The following is a 13,076-nucleotide window of genomic DNA, read 5'->3' on the forward strand; positions in this document are numbered from 1 at the left end:
TTATTTATTCAAAATAATGGTAAACGTCGATCCTGTTCCTTCTTCGCTCTCAAAGCGAATATCGGCTTCTAGTAAGTCCAAGTATTTCCGGACGATATTCAGCCCAAGTCCAGTCCCTTGTATATGGTGTGAATTGTGCGCTCTAAAAAACTTATCAAACAAGTGCTTTTGATCATTTTCAGGTATCCCTATCCCCTGATCGATCACAGACAGTTCTACTGTTTTATCGAGATCTGTCAGCACCACCCGAATCTGACTGCTCGAATACTTGATGGCATTAGAGATGAGATTGGTCATCACCTGTCGCAACATCAAGGGGTCTGTATTCATGATGCAGTTAGTCTCTATGGTTTCTAAAACTATGTCTTGCCCGTCCTTTGCCACTGTTGCTAGTTCATCGCTGAGTTCGTCTAAGAAAGCGACCATTTCCAGCTGAGCGAGTTCTACGCGCATTTTGCCGGCATCTATCTTTTCTAGGGAGAGAAATTCATTAAGAATACTAGTCAGCTCCGTTACATTGGACTTAATACGACCGATATGTTTGTCTCGGTTGGGTTGGGTTTCGGTAGTCGTATACTTGCCGATCAAAGAAGCAGAAGACAATATCGTGCTCAGTGGAGTTCTGAACTCATGAGAAGCCATAGACACAAAGCGGCTCTTCAGTTCGTTCAACTCTTTTTCCTTCGACAAAGCCTTATTGGCTTCCTTTTCCGCTTTGATCCTTTCTTTAACTTCCTCCTCTAGGTGTTCATTAGTCTTTTTAAGATCAGTGACAACATCCGCTAGCTCTTGGGTTCGCTCCTGTACCCGTTTTTCTAATTCTGCTGCATACTCGATGAGCTGCTCTTCGCTCCGTTTGAGCGTCAGCTCAAATTGCTTTCGTACCGTGATATCAATGATATGAGCAATCACGGCATTCTTACCGTCTATAGTGGCCGGATTAAGACTAATCTCTACGGGGAATGTAGAGCCATCCTTTCGCAGTGCTGTTAGATCTCTTCCTACTCCCATTTGTTTGGTTACAGGTGCCGAAACAAAACCCTTGTAATGCTCACGATGCTGTTTCCTGATCTCCATCGGAACAAAATCCTCGATAACCATCCCCAACATCTCATCATGATCGTAACCAAAAAGAGATTCACACTGCGGATTGGCCAAAATAATTTTACCCTCACTTACGACCAGTATTCCTTCGACACAGGAGTAGTATATTTCGCGATAGGCGTCTGAGTTGTTCACATTAATTTGAGTTTTGTCTCGACAAATCTACTTAAATGACTCTCCCAACAAAGTGACATGAATCATATTTTCTACTGATAGCAGTCCTTATGCAGAAAATAAAGCGCTAGTAATTTTGGAGACAAGACAAATCAACTAACATGGATTTCAACCCATTACATATTCTTGTCCCGATAGATTTTTCGGACACATCGCTGACAGCCATTCAGTTGGCTCACAGATGGTCCAAAAGTCTAGATGCTCATGTAACTCTGGTACATGCCTACCGCATGATCTCAGAGACCGAGGACACACGCCGGCTCAGCGCGGTAGAGCTCAAGCGCCAAATCACATCCGACTGTCAGGACAAGTACCTAGCCTTACAAGCCAAACTAGATTTCGCCATCCCAAAAGACTGGCAATTCATGCTAGAGCCTGGGTTTACTTACCATATATTAGATAAACTGACACTGTCAGACACAGGCCATATTATCCTAAATGCTGTACCAACTCACCTGTCATCACATCAATATGAAGAAATCACCTCAATGGTTCAAGCCACTAATACCCCTATCCTCTTGATTCCTGAACGATACAATTCCCCACCTGATAGTGAGGTAAACACTCCTTTATCTGTATTCACAAGAGAGGTCTTTGCTAAAAAAGCGCATACCTTCCTTCCACTAATAGCCAGTACCCCTGACAGCTTGGTTCTGATCAAATCGAATCATACTGACAGCCAACAATTCATCTCCTTATTTAGTCCAAACACTGTAAGAATCGCTAATTTTAACTGATGGAATCCCCTCGTCTATGCAATTAACCGTAGAGCAAACCTGCTACCACTGTGGAGAAGACTGTGACAATGCTTCCTACGAGCTAGAAGACAAGCATTTCTGCTGTCTGGGTTGCCAGACTGTGTACCAGCTCTTAGAAGAAAACGATCTCTGTACCTATTATGATCTCGAACGTGCTCCGGGCAATCAGCTCAAAAGCTTCTATGCCAACAAATACGGCTACTTAGACAATCAGGAGATCGCGGATCGTCTGTTGGATTTCAAATCCGAGGACTATCACAAAATCACCCTAAATATTCCCTCCATACACTGCAGCTCATGCATCTGGCTCCTCGAAAACCTGACTCGATTCGATGCAGGCATCATCCAGTCACGAATCAACTTTAGCCAGAAAAAACTCACCATAGATTACATGCCTCATAAGACCCAGCTCCCCATTATCATCGAGCGTCTATGCCAGCTGGGCTATGAACCTGAGATTACGCTAGATACACAGCAGCAGGGTACAGAGACGAGTAGCAACAAAGACACCTTTGTCAAACTAGGCATCTCAGGATTTACCTTTGGCAATATCATGCTCTTCTCCTTTCCGGAGTACTTTGGACTTCATATCTCTTCGGAATTCGTGCAGTATTTTGGGTATCTCAATCTACTGCTATCCATTCCCGTCTTGGTATACTGTGCACAGGAGTTCTTTAGCTCTGCATTTCGTGGGGTAGCCAAAAAAGTCCTCAACATCGACCTACCCATCGCCATGGGGATTCTAGCGATATTTATCCGCAGCAGCTACGAGATCCTAAGCCAGACGGGGGCAGGATACTTTGACTCCATGGCTGCTTTGGTATTCCTATTATTGATTGGCAGATGGTTTCAGGGACAGACCTACCGCAACCTATCCTTTGATCGCAACTACAAGTCTTACTTCCCACTCGCAGTGACGCTGATCAATCAGCAAGAAAAAAAGAGTGTCCTAGTAGAAACATTACAAGCCGGAGACAAAATTGAAATTCGAAACGAAGAAATCATCCCCTGTGATGCCATTCTAGTCAGTCCATCAGCTCAAATAGACTACAGTTTCGTCACAGGAGAGACTAAATCAATTGCCATTCGTGAAGGAGAAAAAATCTATGCAGGCGGACGCATCAAAGGCGTAGCTGTCAAAATGAATGTCCTCCATCCCGTATCCCAGAGCTACCTGACTCAGCTATGGAACAATGAGGTCTTTGCCAAAGAAAATCCCGACGAGGAGCACCTGATCATCAACCGTGTGAGTCGCTACTTTACGCCTACCATCCTCGGACTAGCAACCCTAGCTGGACTGGTCTGGCTCGTGATTGATAGTAGTCAGGCTATGAATGTCTTTTCTTCGGTATTGATTATCGCTTGTCCCTGCGCGCTGGCACTAGCGACTCCTTTCACACTAGGCAGTGTACTCAACGTCCTCGCCCGTCACCAGTTCTACCTCAAAGGCACAGAAGTCATCGAGCGTATCTGGCAAACCAAACACATCATATTTGACAAAACTGGCACCATTACCAACCACCAAGATCACACCATCAACTACCATGGCATGGCACTCACTGCGTATGACGAGCAGCTAATCGCTTCGCTCACCAAACACTCAACCCACCCACTCAGTCAGGCGATCTGTGCGATGTACTCCACTGTCACAGCCGTTCCAGTCACGCAGTTTGAGGAAGTCAAAGGTCAGGGACTCAAAGGACAGCTTGATGGTCACCTACTACAGATCGGTTCGGCTTCTTTGACCCTAGCACCTCATACCACCATACAACAAACACAAGTGCATATCAACATAGATGGAGTTTATAGAGGCTTCTTTTCTTTCGAAAACCAATACCGCAAAGGGCTCAAAAACCTGATAAATCAGCTCAAAGCGCACTACCAATTCAGTATCCTCTCTGGTGACAATGATGCGGAACGAACCAAACTGAGTGAAATTTTTCCTCCAGATACTGCCTTCTACTTCAGTCACTCCCCTGTAGACAAACTAGAGAAAATCAAAAACCTAGAAGCTACACAAAGCACCATCATGATCGGTGATGGACTCAACGACGCGGGTGCACTCAAAGCCAGCAGTGTTGGTCTCTCCGTCTCCGACAATATGTCCTCTTTTAGCCCGGCCAGCGACGGCATACTCTTAGGCAAAAGGCTTGTCGATCTGGATTCTTTCCTGCGGCTAATCACCCAGTCAAGAATGGTCATCATCATAGGGTTTGTGATCTCGTTTGCTTACAATATCGTAGGACTTAGTTTTGCAGTTGCAGGAATGATCACGCCTGTATTTGCTGCATTACTCATGCCGATTAGTAGTATTTCTGTCGTGGCTTTCACCACCTTAACCATCCGATGGCTCGGCCGTCGCATCTCATGAAAATCATCATCGCACTTATATTGATCAGTTTAGTAGTCGCCCTTATATTCCTATGGCTGTTCGTCTGGTCAGTCAAATCAGGACAGTACGACGACACAGACTCTCCAGCAGTAAGAATGCTCATGGATGACAAAAAACCAAAGAAAGACTGATACAGATCATTACGATCGATGAGCTATGCCTGTGCAAAGTAGATAGGCTCCTATTTATTTTGTCTCATGAACACAGCCAATAATCTCATACAAAAATACGACATCCCAGGTCCACGATACACCAGTTACCCCACAGTTCCTGCATGGAAAGAAGACCCTATAGACACAGACCTATGGAAAGCGCATGTTCGATCAGCGTTTGAAACCAATAATAGTGAGAAAGGCATCAGTCTATACATCCACCTACCCTACTGCGAAAGCTTATGCACGTACTGCGGCTGCAATACCCGCATCACTGTCAATCATAGCGTGGAGCGACCCTACATCGATACACTCTTACGCGAGTGGTCTCTTTATCTGGAAATCTTCGATGACACGCCTCAGATCGCTGAAATCCATCTGGGTGGTGGCACACCTACGTTTTTCAGTCCCGAACACTTGACCTTACTTATAGAGGGAATCACCCAAAAAGCCATCACCACTTCAGAAACATGTATGAGTTTCGAAGCTCACCCCAACAATACTACCCGCGCACACATGCAGGCACTCTATGACCTTGGTTTTCGGCGGATGAGCTTGGGGATTCAAGACTTTGATCTCGCGGTGCAAAAGATCGTACACCGTATACAATCCTACGAAACCGTAGCGTCTGTAGTAGACACTGCCCGTGAGATAGGCTACACATCCATCAATTTTGACCTGATCTACGGTCTACCTCTACAAAACAAAAACACCATCTCCGACACCTTTGATAAGGTAGCCCAGCTACATCCCGATCGCATCGCCTACTACAGCTATGCCCATGTACCTTGGGTCAAGCCCGGACAACGCAGTTTCTCAGACAAAGACCTACCCTCCGCAACAGAGAAGCGCGAACTGTATGAATTAGGCAAACGAATCTTGGCAGCTATGCAATACTACGAGATAGGAATGGATCACTTTGCACTCGCTACAGACGAGCTATACCTCGCAGCAGAGAGCGGGACACTACATCGCAACTTCATGGGCTACACTATCCATAGTAGCGACCTAGTGATAGGCTTAGGAGCCTCCTCTATTGGTGACACAGGCTCAGCCTATGCGCAAAACGTTAAAAAAGTAGAAGACTATAAGGCACTCGTATACGCTGGCAAACTCCCTGTATATAGAGGACATTTCCTGACGGACGAAGAGATAAGTATCAAGCAGCATATCTCGCGACTCATGTGTCAGTTCCAAACCAGTGCCGATACCGACGACCCTTTACGTGCATCACTCTTTCACTATGCAGAAAGCCGTCTGTCTGAACTCGTCGCTGATCAACTGATAGAAATCAAAAATGGGCAGCTGTACATCATGCCAGCGGGTCGCCCCTTTGTTCGAAATGTCTGCATGGCGTTTGACAAACACTACTGGCAGAACAACTCTGTTGAACATGTCTTCAGTCAAACCGTTTAATAGAAACAGACATCATAGAATTATCGGACGATTAATTTTCTATTCTGCCGACTTAATATGATCTTTAAAGACCACCAAAGAGGTTGGTCAAACTTTAAATCTCAAATCCTAAATAAAATGAAAAAGATATTAGTACCCTACGACTTTAGTCCATTTGCAGAATCAGCTTTGGAGTTAGCCCTTGAAATCAATGAACAGTCAAATGGGGAAATCACACTCGTTCACATCATAGAATACCCGATGGGTGACACCTTTCATGTGACGGGGGAAGTGACTTTGGATGATTCTATGGATCAGCTATTTACACTTCAGCTTATCAAGAAAGCAAAAAATGATTTACAAGAAATCCTCAATAAACACAGCGAACAGAATGTGACCTATGAGGTTTTGATGGGAAATGCCTTCAAAGGAATCGCAAGCCAAATCGAAGCTTATAGCCCCGACCTCATCGTGATGGGAACCAAAGGAGCTACAGGACTCGCTGAGATACTGGTAGGATCCAATGCTGAAAAAGTAGTGCGAACGGCTAAATGTCCAGTCGTCACTGTGCATCAGAAACATCAGGTAAAAGCGATCAACAACATAGTTTTCCCTACGGATTTGGATGTTGAAGCAGGATCAGTACTAGAGAAGTTCAAAGATTTCCAACACTTAGTGGGAGCAAAAATCCATTTGCTACATGTAGAAACACTTCACGATCCAGTCAGTGATGACATGGCCAGAGAAGCATTAGAAAAGCTAGCTAACGATCACAAACTAACCAATTTTGAAATCCACGTGACCAGAGGGATAGAAACGGATCAAGCTGTCATGAACTTTGCGCAAGAGATGAACGCAGATATGATCGCGCTAGCGACACATAGTCACAGAGGTCTACTGCATCTCTTCCTAGGTAGTGTGGCGGAAGACATCGTCAACCATAGCAAGATGCCTGTCTGGACGATGAGTCAAAAATAAGACAGAAAAAAGTCACTTTAAAAAGGATGATCAGTAAAATGGTCATCCTTTTTTTTTGGTCTTACATTTTTCACACCTACCAGAAAATGACTAATTCCATAACTAGTTGTAGTGATAAAATAACAAAAAAAACAATATGATTCTAATCATACAAAATGCTGAACCTGTGTCATTAGGCACCTAAAGAAACCAAACTAATTTAGCCACCGATCAATAAACTCAACGCTATCACATGGAACTTGAAAAATTCAGTTACGACAATAAGATCGTAAAGTATTTCACCATCGCCTCTGTCATCTTTGGTGTCATCGCCATGCTCGCAGGACTGACTGCAGCGATTCAACTATTTTATCCTGCATTCAATTTTGACTTGCAATACACGACCTTCGGTCGTGTGCGACCCCTTCATACCAATGCAGTCATATTCGGCTTCATCGGCAATGCCATGTTTGCAGGGATCTACTACTCCCTACAGCGACTCCTCAAAGCCCGGATGTTTAACGATACCTTGTCGTGGATCAACTTCTGGGGCTGGCAAGCTATTCTACTGACGGCAGCCATCACATTACCGTTAGGGATGACGAGTAGCAAAGAATATGCTGAGCTAGAATGGCCCATAGATATTGCTATCACGCTGATCTGGGTTGTGTTCGGTATTAACTTGATCGGTACGATCATCAAACGCCGTGAACGACACATGTATGTCGCTATCTGGTTCTATATCGCCACATTCGTCACGGTCGCGGTATTGCACATTGTCAATTCGGTGGCTATGCCCGTCGGTTTATTCAAAAGTTACTCTTGGTATGCTGGAGTGCAGGATGCACTCGTACAGTGGTGGTATGGGCATAACGCCGTAGCGTTTTTCCTCACGACTCCTTTCTTGGGTCTAATGTACTACTACCTACCCAAAGCAGCCAAACGACCAGTGTATTCCTATAAGCTGTCGATCATTCACTTCTGGTCGCTGATCTTTATCTACATCTGGGCGGGACCTCATCATCTGCTTTACACCTCGCTACCTGACTGGGTTCAGTCGCTCGGCACGGCCTTTTCGATCATGCTGATTGCTCCCTCTTGGGGTGGTATGCTCAATGGTCTATTGACCTTGAGAGGTGCTTGGGACAGAGTTCGCGAGGATCCTATTTTGAAATTCATGGTAGTAGCGATCACTTGCTACGGTATGGCCACTTTCGAGGGACCTATGCTTTCTCTCAAGGAAGTCAGTGCCATCGCGCACTTTACGGATTGGATCGTCGCACATGTCCATGTCGGCGCACTAGGCTGGAACGGTTTCTTGATCTTCGGTATGTTCTACTGGCTAGTTCCTAGAATGTGGGGCACCAAACTTCACTCCATCAAATTAGCCAACATTCATTTTTGGTTAGGCACATTAGGAATCATCTTCTATGCCCTACCGATGTATGTCGCAGGTATCGTGCAGAGCCTCATGTGGCAACAGTTCGATGCGGACGGTTTCTTGGTTTACAAAAACTTCCTAGAAACTGTGATCCAAATCGTCCCTCTCTACGCACTTAGAGCCGTCGGTGGAGTACTCTATCTCTCAGGTGTCTTTGTGATGATTTTCAACCTGATCAAAACAACAGGTGCAGGACAATTCATCGCTGAAGAAGAAGCAGAAGCGCCTGCTTTAGAAAAGAAAAAAATCACTGGAGGTCACTGGCACTCTGTGTGGGAGAGAAAACCAGTTTTCTTCACCGTACTAACATTGGTCGCGATTTTAATCGGTGGTGTAATTGAAATGGTACCGACTTTCTTAATCAAGTCCAACATCCCTACAATATCATCGGTCAAACCTTACACGCCACTGGAGCTGCAAGGACGTGACATCTACATCCGTGAGGGCTGCAACAACTGTCACTCGCAGATGGTCAGACCGCTGCGATTTGATACCGAGCGATATGGAGAATACTCCAAAGCGGGAGAGTTCGTCTACGATCATCCATTCCTATGGGGGTCCAAACGTACTGGCCCAGACCTTGCACGCGAAGGTGTCGGAAAGCTAAAAAAATCAGACACTTGGCACTACAACCACCTACTCGCTCCCGATGCAGTCTCTGCTGGATCTATTATGCCAGCGTACCCTTGGTTATTCGAGCAAGCCATAGACAAAGAGAGCACCGCTGCAAAGATCTCTGCACTCAGAACGGTAGGCGTTCCCTATCCTGAGGGTTTCGAAGAGACTGCCAATATAGAACTGGAAATGCAAGCCAAAACCATCGTAGCAAATCTAAAAGCAGATGGAATCGACGCGACAGGCGAAGAAGAAATCATCGCTCTGATTGCGTATTTGCAAAGATTAGGTAAAGACATCACTGTAAAACAATAAAGGAAAAGCCATGTTTAAATATTATTTCGAACAAATACATAATGTGGAAATTTGGCCCATAATTTCCCTTTCAATCTTTTTCGTATTCTTCATAGGCCTCTTATGGTGGGTGTTCAGAGTGGATCGCTCCTACATAGATGAAATGAAAAATTTACCTTTTGACGAACACTGAAAAAACCTACAGAGATGAAAATATTCAATCATACCTATAAAAAACTACCCCAAGGCAGAGCCCTAGGGATATTAAGATGGCTTCTAGTTCGGTTCGGCTCGAAGGTCAGGAATTTAAGCCCTGCAGGCTACCGCCCTGCGGTTAAACTTTTACTATGCGCGGTGCTCGTACTATGTGGGTCACTGAGTGCAAATGCACAAAGCGACACGATGGGTATCAGTTCGAACGATATGATGCTGATCATGATGAGCCTAGTACTACTGGTCGTACTGCTCGTGCTACTGGTGGCAATCGTCTTACTCAACATAATCAAGATGATGCTGAATACAGACCTAGAGAAAAAAGGTATAACCATAGACGAACCAAGCCTATGGAAACGACTTAATGACAAACTCACAGGAGCTGTACCACTAGAAGAGGAAGAGGCCATAGAACTCGATCATGACTATGACGGAATCAAAGAACTCGACAATCACCTCCCTCCTTGGTGGAAATGGCTGTTTTACATCACCATTGTATTTGCCATCGCATACATGGTCAACTATCACGTCCTTAAACTCACACCACTGCAAGATGAAGAATATGCACAGCAAGTAGCCAAAGCAGAGGCGGCAAAGTCAAGTAGCCAAGGCAGTGAAGAGCAAGCCATCGACGAGTCTAACATTAGCTTCTCCGATGATGCCGCGCTACTCACCAAAGGAAAAACCATCTACGAACGCAACTGTGTGGCCTGTCACAAAGCAGGTGGAGAAGGAGGAATCGGCCCTAACCTCACCGATGACTACTGGCTACATGGTGGCTCAGCACAGGACACATATCACACGATATCCAATGGCGTGGTGGAGAAAGGGATGATCGCATGGAAGGAAGTACTATCCCCTGCCAACATGAATGCTGTCAACTCCTACATCTACACCCTCAGAGGAACCAATCCTGCCAATGCCAAAGCACCACAGGGTGAACTATATCAAGAGGAAACAACTACGTCTGCAGCAACAGACAGTACAGCGGTAGCAGAATAGCACGATGGAAAATCACTACGAATACGAAGAAGAATACCGAAACACCATCGCCACTGTCGATGAATCTGGTAAACGTATTTGGGTCTATCCAAAAAAGCCGAAGGGCAAGTATCACAACAAGAGAATCATCGTCACGGTGATTCTCTTGTCCCTGCTTTTTAGTGGACCATTTATAACAATAGACGGGCAGCCACTGCTATTGCTCAATATATTCGAACGCAAGTTTATCATTTTCGGGCAGGCATTTTGGCCTCAGGATTTTTTCCTACTGGCTGTATTGCTCGTCACCTTCTTTGTGTTTATCATCCTATTTACCGTGGCTTTTGGGCGTGTGTGGTGTGGCTGGGCTTGTCCCCAGACACTATTCTTAGAAATGGTGTTTCGCAAGATCGAATACCTCATCGAAGGAGATGCCAACAAGCAACGCAAACTCAACCAAGCACCTTGGAACAGTACAAAAATCTTTAAAAAAGGATCGAAGCAACTGATCTTTCTACTCATCTCGCTACTGATCTCGCACACCGTCATGGCCTATTTGATCGGTGTGGATCAAGTCATAGAGATTGTCTCTCAACCACCCCTCGAGAACCTTTCTGGTTTTTTGGGTCTCCTAGCTTTTACAGGGATATTCTATTGGGTATTCGCCTTTTTTAGAGAGCAGGCCTGTGTGGCTGTATGTCCTTATGGAAGACTACAAAGTGTCCTCTTAGTCAAGGAATCTATCGTCGTGATGTATGACTGGATCAGAGGGGAACCTAGAGACAAAATCAAGAAAAAAGCAGAACAGACATCCGAAGCTGGCGACTGCATTGATTGCAAACTATGTGTACACGCCTGCCCTACTGGAATAGACATTCGCAATGGTACGCAGTTAGAGTGTGTCAACTGCACAGCCTGTATGGATGCCTGCGATGAAGTCATGCATAAGGTCGACCGACCTGAAGGGCTCATTCGCTACAGCTCACATACTGCCATCGAAACAGGACAAACGAAGCTATTTACCGCACGAGTAGCTGGATACGCTGTGATCTTGGTCGCACTGATCGGCTTCTTGTCGTTCATGCTGATCTCACGATCTGATGTGGACATCAATGCGTTGAAAGTACCTGGCACGCTATATGAAAAACTAGCTGGTGACACCATCAGCAACTTGTACAACATACAGCTGATCAACAAAACATTTGATCCCAAAGAACTACGCCTGAGCGTACTCAATTTTGAACACGCGAGTATAGAGCAAGTCGGGAGCTCCCAGATTTTGCTCAACTCAAACGAGAAGTTCTCCGGAACCTTCTTTATTAAAATACCTAAAGCAGACCTAGCAAGCACCAAATCTAAAATAGACATAGGTGTCTATGCAGACGATGAACTAATCTCTGATTTCAAAGTCAGCTTTCTAGGACCTGTAGTACTAAAGAAATAAACACCATGAACTGGGGACACAAAATCACCATTACATTCATCTTATTTGCAATCCTCATCATCACGATGGTCACCATCGCTATGAAACAGGATGTACATCTGGTCGCGCCAGATTACTATGAGGAAGAACTCGCCTATCAGGATCAGATTGACAAAATGAACAATTACAATGCACTGATGAGCAAACCGATATTTTCTAAGCAGGATGGTAAAATCATCTTATCCTTTCCTGACACCATCGAGATCATTAGTGGCGAAGTACTCTTCTTTCGCCCCGCTCACTCGGGCATGGATCAAAAATTCACCTTGAAACTGGATGACAGTGCACGACAGTATTTTACGCAAGCGGATTTTCAAAAAGGGCTATGGAAGACCAAACTAAGTTGGAAAGATCAAACGCACGATTATTTTGTAGAGAACACCATCATTCTTTGATATGTACTGGAGCGCATTGATATTGGGTTTTTTGGGCAGTATGCATTGCGTCATCATGTGTGGCCCCATCGCGCTGACACTCAAAAGCCAAAACTCGCTCAATCGCTTCGTCACCTCTCGATTGCTCTACAACCTAGGGCGTATCTCTACTTACAGCCTACTCGGTGTGGTCTTTGGGCTACTCGGACAGGGGCTCGTACTCGCTACTTACCAACAGTTCATCTCCATCCTTCTCGGTGCGATGATGCTACTGCTAGCCATTGCGCTGTACAAACGAATGGATGCAACAGGACTAGGACGACCACTCAGTCGGTTGACGCAGTGGTTTAGACGAATATTTGGACAAGCCATGAAAGGTCATCAGTTGCTCAGCAGCTACCTCACAGGGTTGATCAACGGCTTCTTGCCCTGTGGACTGGTCTATGCAGCCCTCGTCGGAGCGCTGGCGACAGGCGCACTCACCAAAGGCGCATGGTACATGATGATCTTCGGGTTAGGTACCTTCCCAGCGATGCTCATCGTATCCCTGACGGGTCAACTGATTGCACATCGCATCACTCCTCAGGTTCACAAACTCTCAGCAGGTTTTGTCATGCTCCTCGGATGTATCCTCATCCTCAGAGGCATGGAACTCAGCGTACCCTACCTCAGCCCTGTCATTGGATTTCTCTACCCTTTGGATGGTGGGATTACTGTATGTCAGTAGATGGGCGACTTAACCA

Annotated in this window: 11 protein-coding genes; 10 read left to right on the forward strand and 1 reads right to left on the reverse strand. The window is 45.4% G+C overall.

Going from position 1 to position 13,076, the window contains the following annotated elements; all coding sequences use genetic code 11:
* Positions 1 to 1,239 carry a sensor histidine kinase gene (locus BUB99_RS00490; protein WP_084190256.1) on the reverse strand — a complete coding sequence of 413 codons (1,239 nt, stop codon included), beginning with the start codon at positions 1,237 to 1,239 and terminating at the stop codon, positions 1 to 3.
* Positions 1,240 to 1,379: 140 nt separating this feature from the next.
* Here BUB99_RS00490 and BUB99_RS00495 point away from each other — a divergent pair, with 140 nt between their 5' ends.
* The 10 genes from BUB99_RS00495 (at position 1,380) to BUB99_RS00545 (ending at position 13,060) form a co-directional block, all read left to right on the forward strand.
* On the forward strand, positions 1,380 to 2,015 hold the full coding sequence (locus BUB99_RS00495) for a universal stress protein (protein WP_073118439.1): 636 nt from the start codon (positions 1,380 to 1,382) through the stop codon (positions 2,013 to 2,015).
* 16 nt (positions 2,016 to 2,031) lie between these two features.
* Positions 2,032 to 4,407: a heavy metal translocating P-type ATPase gene (locus BUB99_RS00500; protein WP_073118441.1), complete on the forward strand. Its 2,376-nt coding sequence runs from the start codon at positions 2,032 to 2,034 to the stop codon at positions 4,405 to 4,407.
* Positions 4,404 to 4,559: a cbb3-type cytochrome oxidase assembly protein CcoS gene (ccoS, locus tag BUB99_RS00505; RefSeq protein ID WP_073118443.1), complete on the forward strand. Its 156-nt coding sequence runs from the start codon at positions 4,404 to 4,406 to the stop codon at positions 4,557 to 4,559. The genes BUB99_RS00500 and ccoS overlap by 4 nt, the downstream gene beginning before the upstream one ends.
* 66 nt (positions 4,560 to 4,625) lie before the next feature.
* Entirely contained in the window at positions 4,626 to 5,996 is a 1,371-nt protein-coding gene (gene hemN / locus BUB99_RS00510; protein ID WP_073118445.1) for an oxygen-independent coproporphyrinogen III oxidase, read from the forward strand.
* A gap of 117 nt (positions 5,997 to 6,113) precedes the next feature.
* Positions 6,114 to 6,953, forward strand: coding sequence for a universal stress protein (locus BUB99_RS00515; protein ID WP_073120481.1), 840 nt, complete (start codon positions 6,114 to 6,116; stop codon positions 6,951 to 6,953).
* Positions 6,954 to 7,185: 232 nt separating this feature from the next.
* Positions 7,186 to 9,303 carry a cytochrome-c oxidase, cbb3-type subunit I gene (gene ccoN / locus BUB99_RS00520; RefSeq protein WP_073118447.1) on the forward strand — a complete coding sequence of 706 codons (2,118 nt, stop codon included), beginning with the start codon at positions 7,186 to 7,188 and terminating at the stop codon, positions 9,301 to 9,303.
* 186 nt (positions 9,304 to 9,489) lie between these two features.
* Complete coding sequence (locus tag BUB99_RS00530) at positions 9,490 to 10,497, forward strand: cbb3-type cytochrome c oxidase N-terminal domain-containing protein (protein WP_139280833.1); 1,008 nt, start codon at positions 9,490 to 9,492, stop codon at positions 10,495 to 10,497.
* A gap of 4 nt (positions 10,498 to 10,501) precedes the next feature.
* Complete coding sequence (ccoG, locus tag BUB99_RS00535) at positions 10,502 to 11,920, forward strand: cytochrome c oxidase accessory protein CcoG (RefSeq protein WP_073118451.1); 1,419 nt, start codon at positions 10,502 to 10,504, stop codon at positions 11,918 to 11,920.
* A gap of 5 nt (positions 11,921 to 11,925) precedes the next feature.
* The gene (locus BUB99_RS00540; protein WP_073118452.1) at positions 11,926 to 12,354 is read left to right on the forward strand and encodes a FixH family protein; all 429 of its coding nucleotides are present in this window, start codon (positions 11,926 to 11,928) and stop codon (positions 12,352 to 12,354) included.
* A 1-nt stretch (position 12,355) separates the two neighbouring features.
* Positions 12,356 to 13,060 carry a sulfite exporter TauE/SafE family protein gene (locus BUB99_RS00545; RefSeq protein WP_073118454.1) on the forward strand — a complete coding sequence of 235 codons (705 nt, stop codon included), beginning with the start codon at positions 12,356 to 12,358 and terminating at the stop codon, positions 13,058 to 13,060.
* Positions 13,061 to 13,076: the final 16 nt, after the last annotated feature.

It is taken from the genome of Reichenbachiella agariperforans, from assembly GCF_900142205.1.
Taxonomy (GTDB): Bacteria; Bacteroidota; Bacteroidia; order Cytophagales; family Cyclobacteriaceae; genus Reichenbachiella; species Reichenbachiella agariperforans.

Coding starts and splice junctions, on each gene's coding strand:
- BUB99_RS00500 (WP_073118441.1), top strand. CDS start 2,032: ATGCAATTAACCGTAGAGCAAACCTGCTACCACTGTGGAGAAGACTGT.
- BUB99_RS00540 (WP_073118452.1), top strand. CDS start 11,926: ATGAACTGGGGACACAAAATCACCATTACATTCATCTTATTTGCAATC.
- BUB99_RS00530 (WP_139280833.1), top strand. CDS start 9,490: ATGAAAATATTCAATCATACCTATAAAAAACTACCCCAAGGCAGAGCC.
- BUB99_RS00495 (WP_073118439.1), top strand. CDS start 1,380: ATGGATTTCAACCCATTACATATTCTTGTCCCGATAGATTTTTCGGAC.
- ccoG (WP_073118451.1), top strand. CDS start 10,502: ATGGAAAATCACTACGAATACGAAGAAGAATACCGAAACACCATCGCC.
- ccoS (WP_073118443.1), top strand. CDS start 4,404: ATGAAAATCATCATCGCACTTATATTGATCAGTTTAGTAGTCGCCCTT.
- BUB99_RS00545 (WP_073118454.1), top strand. CDS start 12,356: ATGTACTGGAGCGCATTGATATTGGGTTTTTTGGGCAGTATGCATTGC.
- ccoN (WP_073118447.1), top strand. CDS start 7,186: ATGGAACTTGAAAAATTCAGTTACGACAATAAGATCGTAAAGTATTTC.
- hemN (WP_073118445.1), top strand. CDS start 4,626: ATGAACACAGCCAATAATCTCATACAAAAATACGACATCCCAGGTCCA.
- BUB99_RS00515 (WP_073120481.1), top strand. CDS start 6,114: ATGAAAAAGATATTAGTACCCTACGACTTTAGTCCATTTGCAGAATCA.